This window comes from Undibacterium sp. WLX3042, from assembly GCF_049544825.1.
Lineage (GTDB): Bacteria > Pseudomonadota > Gammaproteobacteria > Burkholderiales > Burkholderiaceae_D > Undibacterium.
In genome coordinates this window covers 2,622,107-2,637,489 of the sequence record NZ_CP186698.1, presented here as the reverse complement: position 1 = coordinate 2,637,489, position 15,383 = coordinate 2,622,107, and the positions used below count along the sequence as shown (strand labels likewise).

Annotated in this window: 15 protein-coding genes; 9 read left to right on the top strand and 6 right to left on the bottom strand. The window is 48.8% G+C overall.

Features of this window, described 5'->3' with window-relative positions; all coding sequences use genetic code 11:
- Window positions 1-71 precede the first annotated feature (71 nt).
- Both rimO and ACPAOP_RS11900 read left to right on the top strand, forming a co-directional pair.
- Window positions 72-1,454, top strand: coding sequence for a 30S ribosomal protein S12 methylthiotransferase RimO (rimO, locus tag ACPAOP_RS11905; RefSeq protein ID WP_423681657.1), 1,383 nt, complete (start codon window positions 72-74; stop codon window positions 1,452-1,454).
- Window positions 1,454-1,909 carry a hypothetical protein gene (locus ACPAOP_RS11900; RefSeq protein ID WP_423681658.1) on the top strand — a complete coding sequence of 152 codons (456 nt, stop codon included), beginning with the start codon at window positions 1,454-1,456 and terminating at the stop codon, window positions 1,907-1,909. The genes rimO and ACPAOP_RS11900 overlap by 1 nt, the downstream gene beginning before the upstream one ends.
- 81 nt (window positions 1,910-1,990) lie before the next feature.
- Here ACPAOP_RS11900 and ACPAOP_RS11895 read toward each other — a convergent pair whose 3' ends face one another.
- Window positions 1,991-2,875, bottom strand: a complete 885-nt coding sequence (locus ACPAOP_RS11895; protein WP_423708171.1) for an amino acid ABC transporter substrate-binding protein — start codon at window positions 2,873-2,875, stop codon at window positions 1,991-1,993.
- Between the two features lie 410 nt (window positions 2,876-3,285).
- Between ACPAOP_RS11895 and ACPAOP_RS11890 the strand changes: the two genes are divergently transcribed.
- Complete coding sequence (locus ACPAOP_RS11890) at window positions 3,286-4,476, top strand: cystathionine beta-lyase (RefSeq protein WP_423708170.1); 1,191 nt, start codon at window positions 3,286-3,288, stop codon at window positions 4,474-4,476.
- A 72-nt stretch (window positions 4,477-4,548) separates the two neighbouring features.
- Here ACPAOP_RS11890 and ACPAOP_RS11885 read toward each other — a convergent pair whose 3' ends face one another.
- The 5 genes from ACPAOP_RS11885 to ACPAOP_RS11865 form a co-directional block, all read right to left on the bottom strand.
- Window positions 4,549-4,758, bottom strand: a complete 210-nt coding sequence (locus tag ACPAOP_RS11885) for a hypothetical protein (protein WP_423708169.1) — start codon at window positions 4,756-4,758, stop codon at window positions 4,549-4,551.
- Window positions 4,759-4,992: 234 nt separating this feature from the next.
- Window positions 4,993-7,731, bottom strand: a complete 2,739-nt coding sequence (gene acnA, locus ACPAOP_RS11880; RefSeq protein WP_423681663.1) for an aconitate hydratase AcnA — start codon at window positions 7,729-7,731, stop codon at window positions 4,993-4,995.
- A 130-nt stretch (window positions 7,732-7,861) separates the two neighbouring features.
- The gene (locus ACPAOP_RS11875) at window positions 7,862-8,344 is read right to left on the bottom strand and encodes a hypothetical protein (RefSeq protein WP_423708168.1); all 483 of its coding nucleotides are present in this window, start codon (window positions 8,342-8,344) and stop codon (window positions 7,862-7,864) included.
- A gap of 2 nt (window positions 8,345-8,346) precedes the next feature.
- The gene (locus tag ACPAOP_RS11870) at window positions 8,347-9,327 is read right to left on the bottom strand and encodes an HpcH/HpaI aldolase/citrate lyase family protein (protein WP_423708166.1); all 981 of its coding nucleotides are present in this window, start codon (window positions 9,325-9,327) and stop codon (window positions 8,347-8,349) included.
- Between the two features lie 65 nt (window positions 9,328-9,392).
- Window positions 9,393-10,382 (bottom strand): malate dehydrogenase, encoded by a 990-nt coding sequence (locus ACPAOP_RS11865; protein WP_423681667.1) that lies wholly within the window; start codon window positions 10,380-10,382, stop codon window positions 9,393-9,395.
- 389 nt (window positions 10,383-10,771) lie between these two features.
- Between ACPAOP_RS11865 and ACPAOP_RS11860 the strand changes: the two genes are divergently transcribed.
- The 6 genes from ACPAOP_RS11860 to ACPAOP_RS11835 all read left to right on the top strand — a co-directional run bounded on the left by ACPAOP_RS11860 (window position 10,772) and on the right by ACPAOP_RS11835 (window position 15,346).
- Window positions 10,772-11,530 carry a GntR family transcriptional regulator gene (locus ACPAOP_RS11860; protein ID WP_423708165.1) on the top strand — a complete coding sequence of 253 codons (759 nt, stop codon included), beginning with the start codon at window positions 10,772-10,774 and terminating at the stop codon, window positions 11,528-11,530.
- Window positions 11,531-11,692: 162 nt separating this feature from the next.
- Complete coding sequence (gene sdhC / locus ACPAOP_RS11855) at window positions 11,693-12,100, top strand: succinate dehydrogenase, cytochrome b556 subunit (protein WP_186885511.1); 408 nt, start codon at window positions 11,693-11,695, stop codon at window positions 12,098-12,100.
- The gene (gene sdhD / locus ACPAOP_RS11850) at window positions 12,101-12,469 is read left to right on the top strand and encodes a succinate dehydrogenase, hydrophobic membrane anchor protein (RefSeq protein ID WP_423681668.1); all 369 of its coding nucleotides are present in this window, start codon (window positions 12,101-12,103) and stop codon (window positions 12,467-12,469) included.
- A gap of 2 nt (window positions 12,470-12,471) precedes the next feature.
- On the top strand, window positions 12,472-14,247 hold the full coding sequence (gene sdhA, locus ACPAOP_RS11845) for a succinate dehydrogenase flavoprotein subunit (protein ID WP_423681669.1): 1,776 nt from the start codon (window positions 12,472-12,474) through the stop codon (window positions 14,245-14,247).
- Between the two features lie 12 nt (window positions 14,248-14,259).
- Window positions 14,260-14,970 (top strand): succinate dehydrogenase iron-sulfur subunit, encoded by a 711-nt coding sequence (locus ACPAOP_RS11840; RefSeq protein ID WP_423681670.1) that lies wholly within the window; start codon window positions 14,260-14,262, stop codon window positions 14,968-14,970.
- A 94-nt stretch (window positions 14,971-15,064) separates the two neighbouring features.
- Window positions 15,065-15,346, top strand: coding sequence for a succinate dehydrogenase assembly factor 2 (locus tag ACPAOP_RS11835; protein WP_423708163.1), 282 nt, complete (start codon window positions 15,065-15,067; stop codon window positions 15,344-15,346).
- Window positions 15,347-15,383 lie beyond the last annotated feature (37 nt).

Sequence of the window (15,383 nt, the reverse complement as noted above, 5' to 3'; positions counted from 1 at the left end):
GGGCAAGAAAAGGTGGTAAAGGGTACAATGGCGGATTCGCTTTTGTACCCTTTTTGTTATTTACGCACTCTATGTCCATTACTGAAATACGTCGTTCTGAAGCCACTAACTCTCCAAAAGTTGGATTTGTCTCCCTCGGTTGCCCGAAGGCGCTGGTTGATTCTGAGCAAATCCTGACCCAGCTTCGTGCAGAGGGTTATGACACTGCGAAGTCTTATGACGGTGCAGATCTGGTGATCGTCAATACCTGCGGATTTATTGATGCGGCGGTTCAGGAGTCGCTTGATGCCATTGGAGAAGCACTGGCCGAAAATGGCAAGGTGATCGTCACCGGTTGCCTCGGTGCGAAAAAGGATGCAGACGGTAACGATATGATTCAGTCTATTCATCCTAAAGTGCTGGAAGTGACTGGTCCACACGCACTCGGTGAGGTCATGAACGCAGTACACAAGCATTTACCCAAGCCGCACGAGCCTTTCATTGATCTGGTGCCGGCGCAGGGTGTGAAGCTGACACCTAAGCATTTTGCTTACCTCAAGATTTCTGAAGGTTGTAATCATCGCTGCAGTTTCTGCATTATTCCTTCTATGCGCGGCGATCTGGTGTCGCGTCCAATCGCGGATGTGATGCTGGAAGCGGAAAACCTGTTTAAAGCTGGCGTGAAAGAGTTGCTGGTGATTTCGCAGGATACCAGTGCCTATGGCGTGGACGTCAAGTTCCGCACCGGCTTCTGGAACGGTAAGCCAGTCAAGACACACATGACGCAATTGGTGGAGGCACTTGGCGAGCTGGCGAAGCAATACGATGCCTGGGTGCGTCTGCATTATGTCTATCCTTATCCGCACGTGGATCAGATTATTCCATTCATGAACAATGGTCATGTCTTACCTTATCTGGATGTGCCGCTGCAACACGCACACCCCGATGTGCTGAAACGGATGAAGCGCCCAGCCAGTGGCGAAAAAAATATAGAACGTATCAAAGCCTGGCGCGAGATGTGTCCGGAAATCACGATACGCTCAACCTTTATCGCAGGTTTTCCCGGTGAGACGGAAGAAGAATTTGAATACCTTCTGGATTTCCTGAAAGAAGCCGAAATCGATCGCCTTGGTTGTTTTGCTTATTCGCCGGTAGAAGGTGCGACCGCGAATGAGTTAGAAAATCAATTACCTGATGATGTTCGCGAAGATCGTCGCCGTCGCGTGATGGAGTTGCAGGAAGACATTTCCAAAAAACGTTTGCAGGCGAAAATTGGTAAAACCGTACGCGTATTGATCGATTCTCTTGATCGTAGCGGTGGCGTTGGCCGCTCGTCTGCGGATGCGCCGGAAATTGACGGTGTTGTTTATGTCAAACCCCCATTTGAGCCGCATCGCAAGCTAAAGGTGGGGGAATTCGTCGATGTCAGGATCACAGCCGCAGATGCACATGATTTGTGGGGTGAGGCAGTTTGATGAAGTTGACGTTATCAGTCGGACTATCGCTGATTGCTTGCCTGTATGTAGGAATAGTCCAGGCGCAGGAGCTGCAAACTGCTGGTGCGATGTCAAATCCCGTGTTTGCCAGAGCCATAGAATTGCGTGGGTACTTGGGTGCTAAGCAGGTACGCATGCAATTGCAACCGAAAACCGAAGATCGCGATAGTGTTGAAGGCAGTTATATCGTTGTCGCAGGTGCGCAGCAAAGTCAGAAAATTTTGCTTGCCGGGGAAGTGACCGCGGACCGACTGAGTATGGAAGAGTCGGTGGACGGGACTGACGTTTCCGGGCAATGGGATGGTGATCTGGCTGGACAGACCGTGCGCGGTATCTGGTTATCTGCAGATGGCAATGTCCGGCAGGATTTTACGCTGGAGATTGTGGATACTGAGTCTCTGAAAAAAGTGAAAAAAACTCACACCAAGAAATAAAAAAGGCGCTTTGAGCGCCTTTTTTATTGATCGATATTTCCCCCCCCCCAGATTTCATAAAATACATAAGTCCGGCAAATGTTATCTGGTCGGAACGTACCAGAGTTTCATGTCGTTGATAGGCGTATCTTTAGGTAAAAAGGGATTGTTAAGACGTATTACGTTGCGTCCTTTTAAATTCAGCTTATTGATCGCGTCTTGATGGTATTTGTTGAAAATGGCGTCGAAGCTGCCATCCTTTTGCATGATACGTAAACCCGCTTCAATTCTGTCACGCAGCGCCGTATCTTGTTTGTTGAAGAAAAAATAGTAAGGAAACGGATAGTAAATCAGCAGATTTTTTTCTATCGTCAATTCCGGGTTGCGGTCTTTATTTTTTTCATATTCGTTGAGGATTTCGCCAACGCCGCGGGGGAATCCATCAAACCGGTTAGCTGTCAGCATTTTGAAAAGCTGAGCGTATTTTCCCTGAATAACCCGGATGCCATAGTTCTCATAGATCGTATTGTCATTCCAGTCGACTCCCTGACCAAGACTCACTTTTTTGAGATCTTCCGGTGTTTTTATCTGATTAAATTTCTCTTGATTTTCTTTGTTGATCAGAAGAACGCGATAGCCGAGTAAGCCTTTGCGCAAAGGAAAGCGTATCGTTGAAAAGCGTTGCTCCAGCTCTGCCGAGGTTGGGTTCCATGTGACATTGATGTTGTGTTCTGATTTTTCCAGTTCTTGTAACACACGCTTTTTTGGCATGATCTGTGTGTCTGCAATGCACTCATAATTGCCATATCGTGAGCGGGTTTTTTCCAGTGCGGTACACAGAATTTCAATGACGTCACTGAATCGTGTTTCGTTCTGAACTTCGCCGGCAGAGTAGATGACTTTGGTAACTGTTGCTTTTGCGATGACTGGAATCAGAATCAGGTAAATCAGTAAGCTGGTGCGGAGTATCAAACGGAGAAGATTCATTTCATCACAAATAGCGGCGTTAATCTTGTGTACATGGCGGTCAATGATCTGGTATTTCTGGCGCTCAGGCGATCACGAACGGATTCCGTAGTGAAGCTGCTTCAGGCGCAAATGAAGATGAAGCCCGGTACGGCAGGTAACATTTTAATCGACTTTGCTCGATAGTAATTTGTGCTGACGCCCGGAAGAGATACTTCATGTCATGTTGCGCAGACGTTGAATGAGTATGTATTTTGTTCGCAGAGTCTCAAAGTAGGTGCTCTGGATGCATACTCCCCCCATTTTTTCAATAAATAGACCGTATCTCGGCGTCGAATATAGGTCTTAAAATATACTGGTGGGTGTATATTTATTGTGCATGGCAATCCGTGCAGCTGTTCTGATGCTGCTGACTTAATCAAGGGTGTTATATGGCAAAAAAAGAATCTCTGATGTGTGGTGTTGCGACGCGCGCAATCCACAGTACCTATGTTGCACCTGAAGGGTTTGCTGCATTCCCGGTAGGTATTCATCATGCTTCAACAGTGTTGTTCGACAGCGTCGCAGCGATGAGATCGCGCAGCTGGCAGGATAAATCCTCGTACACCTATGGTCTGCATGGGACGCCGACCAGTTTCACGCTGGAGGCCCGGCTGGCAGAGATAGAGCAGGGCAATCATTGCCTGTTGGTACCGAGTGGGCTGGCGGCGATCACGCTGATTGATCTGGCATTACTGAAAAGCGGTGACGATGTTCTGATTCCGGATAACGTTTATAACCCGAACCGTGATCTGGCAAACTGGCTGAGCCAGAATTACGGTATCAGTGCACGTTTCTATGACCCGCTGATTGGTGCCGGCATTGCTGACCTGATTCAGGAAAACACCCGCTTGATCTGGGCCGAAGCGCCGGGCTCAGTATCGATGGAGGTGCCGGATATTCCGGCGATCTGTGCGGCTGCACATGCCAGAGGGGTAGTGGTTGCGCTCGATAACACCTGGTCTGCAGGCATCGCCTTTCCGGCGTTTTCCCACGGCGTCGATATCATTATGCAGGCGCTGACGAAATATCAGAGCGGTGGTTCGGATGTGTTAATGGGTGCCGTCATTACCAGAGACAAGGAATTACATACACGCATGCAACTGGCGCACATGCGCCTGGGATTCGGTGTGGGCATGGATGACGTGTATCTGGTGCTGCGTAACTTACCCAGCCTGAAGTTGCGCTTTCAAGCACATGATCGCGGCGCGCGCGAAATAGCAGCATGGCTGGCTCAGCGCCCGGAGATCGGCAAGGTGCTGCATCCTGCTTTGCCCGATTGTCCCGGACATGAGATCTGGAAGCGTGATTTCAGTGGGGCAGGTGGCTTGTTCTCAGTGCTGTTTGATGATCGTTATACTGAGCAGCAGACAGATCGTTTTGTCGATAGTCTGAAATTATTCAAGATTGGTTTTAGCTGGGGCGGCGCGCACAGTCTGTGCCTGCCTTACCGGATTGAGCAGATGCGGGATCGCTGGCATTTCAGAGGTATTCTGGTACGCTTTAATATCGGCCTGGAAGAACCGGAGGATTTGATCGCCGACATTGAGCAGGCGCTGGTGGAAATGAAAAAAGCTGCCTGAAGTAAGGCAGCCTTTTTTACTCAGTAATCAATGCTGAAAATTAACGGATTGATGCAGAGAAGAGCGGCTAAATTATTTGCTGCTGGCGGCGGTATCGCTGGCCGGAACAGGCGCGGCAACCGGCGCTGTCGTTGCTGTCTCGGCACTGGCAGAGGCGGAGTGAACTTCAGTTGGATTGTGACCAGCCGCTTCGCCTTGCATGTCAACTTTGTCGCCCGCTTTGAAAATTAAAAACAGAGCTGCAGCAGCAAAAATAATAAAGCCAACGAGAATTTTCCACATAATTGTCTCCTGAGGGAATTTGAAAACTGTTTCGGTATCTGATTGTTTGAATGCCGTCTGCAACACGGCAGATATAATTCAGGCACAGCGTTACATTAAACCGGCTGGCTTACAGCTTCCTTGCAATACTGCTTAATCTGCAGCACTGTCAGATGAAAAATGGGGTGCATTCCAGAAGGAGTGCACCCCATTTTTATTTCACAATGCCGCTGTTTTAACAGCGGCATTGATGCATTACGCTGCCGACAACAATTGACGCAATACGAATGGCAGAATACCGCCGTGTTTGTAGTAGTCAACTTCGATCGGTGTATCGATGCGCAACAGCACTTTCACTTCCTTGGTTTCGCCGTTTGCACGTTTGATGACCAGAGTCACTTCCTGTTGAGGTTTGATATCGTTTTCGATGCCTTTCAGATCAAAGGATTCATTGCCTGTGATACCTAAGGAGTCAACGCTGTCAGAGCCCAGGAATTGCAGAGGCAATACACCCATACCAACCAGGTTGGAACGGTGAATACGTTCGAAAGAACGTGCGATTACTGCTTTGACGCCCAGCAATTGTGTACCTTTCGCCGCCCAGTCACGGGAGGAACCTGTACCATATTCTTCACCACCGAAGATCATGGTTGGTGTGCCTTCAGCAATGTATTTCATCGCTGCATCGTAGATCGACATCTGTTCGCCTGTTGGCTGGAACAGGGTCTCGCCACCTTCAACGCGGGAACCGTCTTCCTTGGCTGGGATCATCAGGTTTTTAATACGTACGTTAGCAAACGTGCCGCGCATCATGATCTCGTGGTTACCGCGACGTGAACCGTAGGAGTTGAAGTCTGCCTTCAATACACCATTTTCTTTCAGCCATTTACCTGCAGGGCTGGATTCTTTGATTGAGCCAGCAGGAGAAATATGGTCTGTCGTGATGGAATCACCGAATACGCCCAGTGCACGTGCGCCAGTGATGCCAGTCGCAGCTGCTTTTGGCTCCATGGTAAAGTCAGCAAAGAATGGTGGTTCAGCAATATAAGTGGACGTTGGCCAGTTGTAGACTTCGCCTTCTGCCACGCCTTTGATGTTTTCCCACAGCTTACCAGGTGCACCCTTGACGTCCGCGTAGTTGTCTTTGAATGTTTTTGCATTCATCGCGAACTTCATCATTTTTTGAATTTCTGCGCTGGTTGGCCAGATGTCGCCCAGGAAAATGTCTTTGCCTTTTACGCGGCCAACTGGTTCTGTCATCAGATCTTTAGTGACGTTACCAGCAATCGCGTAAGCAACGACCAGCGGAGGAGATGCCAGGAAGTTAGAGCGGATATTCGGGTGAATACGTGCTTCAAAGTTACGGTTACCGGACAATACGGCCGCTGCAACAACGTCATTCGCAACAATAGCTTCGTTCATTGCTGGTGTCAGATCACCTGCATTACCGATACAAGTGGTGCAACCGTAGGCTGTGACGCCAAAACCGAGTTTTTCCAGGTACGGCAGCAGGCCGGCTGCTTCCAGATATTTCGTCACAACGCGGGAACCAGGCGCCAGCGAGGTTTTGATATGCGGAGCAACTTTCAGACCTGCTTCAACTGCTTTTTTCGCCAGCAAGCCGGCAGCCAGCAATACGCTAGGGTTTGAAGTATTAGTGCAGGAAGTGATTGCAGCGATCAGAACATCACCGTTTTTGACTTTAACACCATCTGCATTCGTGTACTCTTTTTCCAGGTCTTCAGCATTCTTGTTGAAGCCATTTTCTGCGACAGGTTTGGAGAACAGATCAGCAAAAGTCGATTTGACGTTACCAATTTCAATACGATCCTGTGGGCGTTTAGGGCCAGCCAGCGATGGAGCAACTGTCGACAGATCGAGTGAGATTTCAGTGGTGTAATCGATGTCGCCTTTTTTCGGAATACCGAACATTTTCTGTGCTTTGAAATAGCCTTCGAATGCGTCGATTTCTGCTTTAGTACGGCCTGTACCTTTGAAGTAATCGATGGTTGCTTCATCAACCGGGAAGAAGCCCATGGTTGCGCCATATTCCGGTGCCATGTTGGCGATCGTCGCACGGTCTGTCAGGGACAATGTGCGTGTGCCTTCGCCGAAGAATTCAACGAACTTACCAACGACTTTTGCTTTACGCAGCAATTCAGTGATCGTCAGTACCAGGTCGGTTGCAGTCACACCTTCACGCAATGCGCCAGTCAGGTTCACACCGACAACATCAGGCGTCAGGAAGTAGACTGGCTGACCCAGCATACCGGCTTCTGCTTCGATACCACCCACGCCCCAGCCGACAACGCCGATACCGTTGATCATAGTCGTGTGAGAGTCTGTACCTACCAGTGTGTCAGGGTAGTAAACTTCGTTTTTCTTCGCGTCTTTGACTTTGTGTACGCCGCGAGCCAGGTATTCAAGGTTGACCTGATGCACGATACCGAAGCCTGGTGGCACAACGCCGAATGTATCAAATGCCTGCATACCCCACTTCATGAACTGATAGCGCTCGTTGTTACGCGAGAATTCCAGTTTCATGTTCAGATCCAGCGCTTTCTTTTCGCGGAAATGGTCGATTTGTACGGAGTGGTCAACAACCAGATCTACTGGTACCAGCGGCTCGATTTTCTTAGGGTTTTTGCCCTGAGCCGCAGCAACGTTACGCATTGCTGCCAAATCAGCCAGCAGTGGAACGCCGGTAAAGTCTTGCAGAACAACGCGGGACACCACGAAAGGAATTTCATCAACGCGCGCTGCAGTTGGTGCCCAGTTCGCGAGTTGTTTTACGTGTTCTTCCGTAACTTTTTTACCGTCGCAGTTACGCAGAACAGATTCCAGAACCACGCGAATGGAAACTGGCAGACGGGAAATTTTCACGTCCAGGGTTTTTTCCAGTGCAGGCAAAGAGAAGAACTTGCCTTTCTTCGTGTCTGAAATTTTAAAATCTTTCAGGGTTTTGAATGCATCTTGATACGCATTTTGGCTCATGGCTGTTCCTTATTTACAAAAATCAAAGATCAAATAACACATTTACTACTATTCCACGTCACCCGATACATACACAGTTGTGTGTCTGCATTGGGTGGCGTGGACTTGAACCGGGGAAGCTTAAAATTATTTATTTAGTCTGTACGGCAGTATCGGCGTTTGCTGACGATTCAGCCAGTACCTGCTGTTGAGTCTTGCATTCGTTTGCAAGTTGCAGACCTTTACGGGAATCCAGTAACAATCCTTTCGCAGGAATGCCGATCCAGACAAAACCCGCTTTCGAATTTTCAAAGCGATTAGCACCGGTCGTTGTTTCTACGCGTGACAGGCGGTACAGACGTTTTTTCCAGCGCATAGCGATATGCTGCGGATCATCTGCGTTACTGTACATTGTCAGCGAATTACCTAACTCACATTTGTAATCAGTGCTGGCGTGCAATTGCACGTCAGGTTCGGCTTCTTCCTCATCTTTGGCTGCATGTGTCGAGGTCTTGCTTGCTTTTGAAGACACTTTTGCTTTGTTTTTCGCGATCTCAGCGTGTGCTGCCAATGGCGAGAAGATAAAGCCGGCGGCAAAGACCAAGCCTGCAATGCGGAGTGACAAGGTATTCATAGTTAGTCTCCTTTGAGTAATGCTTGCGCCATTGCTGGCAAATTAATTGCGCCTGATTCAGCACGTTTCAGGACAGTCCAGTAGTAACGATAGCTGGCTCTGTCATGCAATTTTCCTTGAAACTGAATCGGCGCCCATTGTTTTTGTTGAGCGGCCATCAGTATATCTGCTGCCTCGGCAACTTCATCATATTGCGGCGTCATTGTTGTGACGATGGTCTGAATCTGGTCCGGATGAATGCTCCACATGCGCGTGTAACCTAAATCATTTTTCGCCCGCTTCGCATCGTTGACGATGATACTGGAGTCCCTGATTTCAGTTGTTACATTGTGTGATGGTACTTTTCCGTAACGATGGCAAGCTGCCGCTATTTCAAGTTTTGCTCGAACCACTAAAGGGTGTTCGAATTGTCCTGGTGAGCGCATTGCAGAAGCGGGGATCGCACCAAAATGAGCTGAAACGAAATCCATGATTCCAAATGACAGGCATTCAACTTGCGGGATCGAAGCAATTGCCATGACGTTGGCTAGTGCTTCGTGCGACTCAATCAGAACGTGAACGGGTAAATGCTTTCTGCCGGCTTTTTCGGCATACAGATTTATTTTTTTTATCGCGTCTGCTACTTGTGCTGCTGAATCAACTTTGGGTAATACGATATACGCCAGCCGATGTGCTGCGGCGGGCAATATGACAGATAAATCCTGTTCGAACGCAGCGTGGCTAAGGTCGTGTACTCTGACGCCGATGCGGTTGAAATGATTTTCCTGACTGGTCAGCAGATCTGCCACCAGTTGTGAGTGTCCGGCTTCGTTGCCGGTTGCGGCACCATCTTCGCAGTCAAACGTGATGTCAAACACTGCACCAAGCGTTTGCTGGAGTGCCATAGACTTACGCATTAACTTTTCTGAACCTGCATAGTGATCGCAAACCGGTAAGAATACCGGTGTTAGCTGATCTCGAAATAAGGCTTGAGAAGGATGCATCAGACTATGGCAGTATATTGCTGGCAGGCAGAGCGCACATTAAAGTGAACTCTGCCTTAATCACATCAGCCAACCAGATGTTTGACGCCATCACGCTCTTCTTGCAATTCTTTGAGTGTGATGTTGATGCGTTCGCGGGAGAATTCGTCGATTTCCAGGCCTTGAACGATTTTATATTCGCCGTTTTCTGTTGTCACAGGGAAGCCGAACATGGTGCCTTCAGGGATGCCATAAGAGCCATCGGAAGGAATGCCCATGGTTGTCCATTTGCCGTTGGTGCCCAGAACCCAGTCACGTACGTGATCGATCGCTGCGTTTGCTGCCGATGCTGCTGAAGACAGACCGCGTGCTTCAATGATTGCCGCGCCGCGTTTGCCGACTGTTGGCAGGAATACGTCCTTGTTCCAGACCTGATCGTTGATCAGATCTTTAACGGATGCTCCGTCAGCAGTTGCAAAACGGTAGTCGGCGTACATTGTCGGCGAGTGGTTGCCCCATACGCAGAGTTTTTCAATCGCAGCAACTGGCTTACCGATTTTTGCAGCAACTTGAGACAACGCACGGTTGTGATCCAGACGTAACATTGCTGTGAAGTTTTTCGCTGGCAGATTCGGAGCAGATTTCATTGCGATGTATGCGTTAGTGTTAGCAGGATTGCCAACGACCAGAACTTTAACGTTGCGTGATGCAACAGCATCCAATGCTTTACCCTGAACTGTAAAGATTTGCGCATTCGCTTCGAGCAGATCTTTACGTTCCATGCCTGGGCCACGTGGACGAGCACCAACCAGCAGAGCAACGTCAGCATCTTTGAATGCAGTCATTGGATCGCTGTGAGCAGTCATGCCGGCCAGCAGCGGGAATGCGCAGTCATCGATTTCCATCATGACGCCTTTCAGCGCTTTTTGTGCTTTTTCGTCAGGGATTTCCAGTAATTGCAGAATGACTGGCTGATCTTTGCCAAGCATATCGCCGTTAGCGATACGGAACAGAAGGGAATAACCGATTTGGCCGGCAGCGCCGGTAACAGCTACGCGCATAGGGGATTTCGCCATGATGCATCTCCGAAAGGTGGTATGAAAAACGATGTTCAAACATGTTACGGCTAAACTTGCCCGCAACGGAAAATACTCAATGATACCGCTGAAATTGTCTGCTGGTCAGCCAAAATTACACGTTTTCAAGTGGATTCCGGTTTACATTGCAGACATTCGATCTATATTGCCTGGTAGATGCTTGCTAGATTTCTGCCTTCATTGCTATCAGTTTCAATCGCTCGGACGCGAGTGTAGGCTCTATGTTTTACCATGTCAATCACTATCTTATGTCTTATATAAGACATATAACTTAATAGTTATTTGTGGACGTGATGGGTGTTTTTGTGGTGAAATTGCAGACTATGACTTCTATCACACCAAATGCCAATATCTATCCGGGGAGCTCAATGAGTTCCGGTGCTGGTGTTGCTGGTTCGGTTGCCGGCGCGGCACCAACCTTTAGTCCTCTTTATCAGCAAATCAAGGCATTGATCACTCAGGGTTTGCAATCCGGGGAGTGGAAGCCGGGCGAGCTTATTCCGAGTGAAATGGAGCTGGCGAGTCGTTTTAAGGTCAGCCAGGGAACTGTGCGTAAGGCAATCGATGAATTATCTGCTGAAAACCTGGTTGTGCGTCGCCAGGGGAAGGGCACTTTTGTCGCGACTCATCACGAGGCCAGGGCTCAGTTTCGTTTTCTCAGATTGGCGCCCGACGAGGGTGTGCCACATTATCCGGAAAATCAAATTATCGAAGTCCGTCGTTTGCGTGCGCCGGCGGAGGTTGCGCGCTTGCTGGAAATTAAATCGGGTGATTCCGTGGTCTTTATTCGCCGGGTTCAGTCATTTTCAGGTGTGCCGACAATTCTGGATGATCTGTGGTTGCCGGGTTCTATCTTCAAAGGTCTGACTGCAGAGCGTCTGAACGAATATAAGGGGCCGATGTACGGTTTGTTTGAGACTGAATTCGGAACTCACATGATCCGTGCGTCTGAGCAGATCAGAGCTGTCTGTGCTGATGACGTCGCTGCACATCTGCTGCATGTGGAGAAGGGAACGCCATTGCTGAATGTTGAACGCGTTTCTTTTACTTATGGTGATAAACCGGTGGAGTTGCGACGCGGTTTGTATCTGACCATGAATCACCATTACCGGAATGAATTGAGTTAGTTTTTTTGTGAGATTTGCGCCGGAGTTGGTCCAGCGCGTAATTGTAATTAGTATTAAGATAGAGAAGTTTTGCAGAATGCGATCATTTTTGTTGGTGCAATGCACCAAAATGAGCGAAAATTGCAGGGTTTTTGTACAGACTAGTTAATGGGGAGATTATTTATGTCTGAAGTAGTGAAAAACAGGCCGCGCTATGGAGTGATGCGCCTGGTAGATGCAACTGGATACCGCTTGCCTCTGGCGGGTGTGGTTTCTATTTTGCACCGCATTAGTGGAATGCTGATGTTCTTGTTGTTGCCCTTCATTCTGTATTTGTTGGACAAGAGCGTTACTTCCGAGGTGTCGTTCGCGGAGTTGCAGCGTTTTACTTCCGGCGTATTTGTTAAGTTGGTTATTCTCGCACTCGTCTGGGCCTACCTGCATCATTTTTGTGCTGGCGTGCGTCATCTGATTATGGATCTTCACTACGGTCTGGATAAGCATACAGCGCGTAAATCTGCTTTAAGCGTGTTGATCGTCAGTGTTTCTTTGGCTGCCTTGATCGGCTTGAAATTGTTTGGAGTATTTTAAATGGCAAATAACAACATTGGCCCTAAGCGCCTCGTTGTAGGTGCACATTACGGTGTGCGGGATTGGCTGGCGCAGCGCGTTACCGCGATTGTCATGGCATCGTACACGGTTCTTTTGCTGGTGATGTTCCTGACTGGCAGTAATTTTACTTATGAAGGTTGGGCCGGAATTTTTGCTCATCAGTGGTTTAAGTTGGCGACGTTCTCCGTAGTTATCTGCTTGTTGTATCACGCCTGGGTCGGTATGCGTGATGTCTGGATGGACTATGTGACTCACAACGTGTTTGTCCGTCTGGTGTTTCAGGTTGCCACTATTCTGTGGCTCGTTGCTAGTGCTGGTTATGCAGCACAGATTTTGTGGAGAGTATAAAAGTGGCTGCAATTAAATCCGCAATTCCTACCCGTCGTTTTGATGCGGTTATCGTCGGTGCTGGTGGTTCAGGCATGCGTGCTTCGTTGCAATTGGCTGAAGCTGGTCTGAATGTCGCGGTGCTCTCTAAGGTGTTTCCAACGCGTTCTCACACGGTTGCAGCGCAAGGTGGTATCGGTGCTTCTCTGGGTAATATGTCTGAGGATAACTGGTTCTGGCACATGTTCGATACCGTCAAGGGCGGGGATTATCTCGGCGATCAGGATGCAATTGAATTCATGTGTCGCGAAGCACCGAAAGTGGTCTATGAGCTTGAGCACTTTGGTATGCCATTTGACCGCAATGCGGACGGCACGATTTATCAGCGTCCGTTCGGTGGGCACACTGCAAATTTCGGTGAAAAGCCAGTTCAGCGCGCCTGTGCTGCGGCAGACCGTACTGGTCACGCATTGTTGCATACGCTGTATCAGCGTAATGTCCGTGCCCGTACGCACTTCTTCGTGGAGTGGATGGCGATTGACCTGATCCGTGATGCAGAGGGTGATGTTCTTGGTGTCGTTGCCCTGGAAATGGAAACAGGTGAAGTGATGATGCTGGAAGCCAAGCAAACGATTTTTGCTACTGGCGGTGCTGGCCGTATCTGGGCTGCTTCAACGAATGCATTTATTAATACCGGTGACGGTATGGGTATGGCAGCGCGTGCAGGTCTGCCTTTGCAGGATATGGAGTTCTGGCAGTTCCATCCTACCGGTGTGTCAGGCGCGGGTGTCTTGATTACTGAGGGGGTGCGAGGTGAGGGCGGTATCCTGGTGAATAGCCAGGGCGAGCGTTTCATGGAACGCTATGCGCCGACACTGAAAGATCTTGCTCCGCGTGACTTCGTTTCCCGTTCTATGGATCAGGAAATTAAAGAGGGTCGTGGCTGTGGTCCGAATAAAGATCACGTTATGCTGGATCTGCGTCATATTGGTGCTGACACCATTCAGAAACGTTTGCCTTCCATTCTCGAAATTGCACATAAATTCGCGAACGTGGATGCAACTAAAGAGCCTATTCCTGTCGTTCCAACAATCCACTACCAGATGGGCGGTATTCCGACCAATATTCACGGTCAGGTCGTTACGACTAAAAACGGCAGCAATGAAATTGTCAACGGCTTGTACGCGATCGGTGAATGTGCCTGCGTTTCAGTGCATGGTGCAAATCGTCTGGGTACAAACTCGCTGCTTGATCTGTTGGTCTTCGGACGTGCTGCAGGTAATCACATCGTTGCGAGCAATCTTAAAGCACGCAGCAATAAAGATCTGCCTGCCGATGCTGCTGATCTGGCATTGGAGCGCTTGTCGCGCATCGAAAATTCCACTGGTTCTGAGCGTGTTCAGGATGTGGCAAATGCGATCCGTAAAACGATGCAGCAGCATTGCGGCGTGTTCCGTACGGATGAGTTGCTGCAAGAAGGTTACAAAGAAATTATGGAGCTTGATGAGCGCCGTAAGCATGTGTCGTTTAAAGATAAATCCAAAGTGTTTAATACAGCCCGTGTAGAGGCGCTGGAATTGGATAATCTGATCGAGACTGCGAAAGCGACCATCACATCAGCGAATGCACGTAAAGAATCGCGTGGCGCGCATGCTCACCGTGATTATGAAAAACGTGATGATGATAACTGGATGAAGCATACCCTCTGGTATTCAGAAGGCAATCGTCTGGATTACAAACCAGTCGTGACTAAGCCTCTGACCGTTGAAACCTTCAAGCCAAAAGCTCGTACATTCTAAAGAGATATCACTATGGCACGTACACTGAAATTTAAAATTTATCGCTATGACCCTGATAAGGACGCAAAGCCTTACATGCAGGATCTGACAGTCGAATTGCAAGATACCGACAAAATGTTGCTGGATGCTCTGCAGCGTATCAAAGCGGATGTGGATGATTCGTTGGCGTTGCGTCGCTCATGCCGCGAGGGTGTTTGCGGTTCCGATGCGATGAACATTAATGGCAAAAACGGTCTGGCTTGCACCACCAACCTGAACGAGTTGTCTGAGCCTATCGTTTTGCGTCCTTTGCCAGGTTTGCCGGTAATCCGTGATCTGATCGTGGATATGACGCAATTTTTCAAACAATACAATTCCATCAAGCCATATCTGATTAACGATTCTATTCCTCCGGAAAAAGAACGTCTGCAGTCGCCTGAAGAACGCGAAGAGCTGGATGGCTTGTACGAGTGTATTCTCTGTGCTTGCTGCTCCACTTCCTGTCCTTCATTTTGGTGGAATCCGGATAAATTCGTCGGACCAGCTGGTTTGTTGCAGGCTTACCGGTTTATTGCAGATTCCCGTGACGAGGCGACAGCGCAGCGTCTGGATAATCTGGAAGATCCATATCGTTTGTTCCGTTGTCACACAATCATGAACTGTGTTGATGTTTGCCCTAAAGGTCTGAATCCGACCCGTGCTATCGGCAAAATCAAAGAATTAATGGTTCGTCGCGCAGTCTGATCAATTTGAAGCGGCGCTTGCAGGCGCCGCTTCTATTTCATGCAGTTTTTACGTAGAGCTGCATGAAATGGAAGCATTAAAAGAGAAAGTAACTATGTCTGAGCTTGCAGAAAATTCTCATCAAAGTGATCCGGTGAAGCGCGCCCGTCTGCGCTGGCGTGCAAGGCGAGGATTGTTGGAAAACGATCTGATACTGACGCGGTTTCTGGATCTCAATGAAGAGTCATTAAGTGACGAAGAGGTGGATGCCTTCAGTCGCCTGATGGAATTGTCAGACGGTGTCCTGATGGACTTGATAATGGCGAAGAAAGAGCCGGAAGCAGAAGTGGATTTGCCACATGTTCACGCTTTGCTCTCTCGTCTGCGGATTGCCTGACTGGAAATGATTTTTTTTTGTGTTTTTTTGATTAACG

What these genes read in the sequence shown, in the direction of transcription:
- ACPAOP_RS11900 (WP_423681658.1), top strand. Translation starts at nt 1,454, where the DNA reads ATGAAGTTGACGTTATCAGTCGGACTATCGCTGATTGCTTGCCTGTAT.
- acnA (WP_423681663.1), bottom strand. Translation starts at nt 7,731, where the DNA reads ATGAGCCAAAATGCGTATCAAGATGCATTCAAAACCCTGAAAGATTTT.
- sdhD (WP_423681668.1), top strand. Translation starts at nt 12,101, where the DNA reads ATGGCAAATAACAACATTGGCCCTAAGCGCCTCGTTGTAGGTGCACAT.
- ACPAOP_RS11860 (WP_423708165.1), top strand. Translation starts at nt 10,772, where the DNA reads ATGAGTTCCGGTGCTGGTGTTGCTGGTTCGGTTGCCGGCGCGGCACCA.
- rimO (WP_423681657.1), top strand. Translation starts at nt 72, where the DNA reads ATGTCCATTACTGAAATACGTCGTTCTGAAGCCACTAACTCTCCAAAA.
- ACPAOP_RS11885 (WP_423708169.1), bottom strand. Translation starts at nt 4,758, where the DNA reads ATGTGGAAAATTCTCGTTGGCTTTATTATTTTTGCTGCTGCAGCTCTG.
- ACPAOP_RS11835 (WP_423708163.1), top strand. Translation starts at nt 15,065, where the DNA reads ATGTCTGAGCTTGCAGAAAATTCTCATCAAAGTGATCCGGTGAAGCGC.
- ACPAOP_RS11865 (WP_423681667.1), bottom strand. Translation starts at nt 10,382, where the DNA reads ATGGCGAAATCCCCTATGCGCGTAGCTGTTACCGGCGCTGCCGGCCAA.
- ACPAOP_RS11840 (WP_423681670.1), top strand. Translation starts at nt 14,260, where the DNA reads ATGGCACGTACACTGAAATTTAAAATTTATCGCTATGACCCTGATAAG.
- sdhC (WP_186885511.1), top strand. Translation starts at nt 11,693, where the DNA reads ATGTCTGAAGTAGTGAAAAACAGGCCGCGCTATGGAGTGATGCGCCTG.
- ACPAOP_RS11875 (WP_423708168.1), bottom strand. Translation starts at nt 8,344, where the DNA reads ATGAATACCTTGTCACTCCGCATTGCAGGCTTGGTCTTTGCCGCCGGC.
- ACPAOP_RS11895 (WP_423708171.1), bottom strand. Translation starts at nt 2,875, where the DNA reads ATGAATCTTCTCCGTTTGATACTCCGCACCAGCTTACTGATTTACCTG.
- ACPAOP_RS11890 (WP_423708170.1), top strand. Translation starts at nt 3,286, where the DNA reads ATGGCAAAAAAAGAATCTCTGATGTGTGGTGTTGCGACGCGCGCAATC.
- ACPAOP_RS11870 (WP_423708166.1), bottom strand. Translation starts at nt 9,327, where the DNA reads ATGCATCCTTCTCAAGCCTTATTTCGAGATCAGCTAACACCGGTATTC.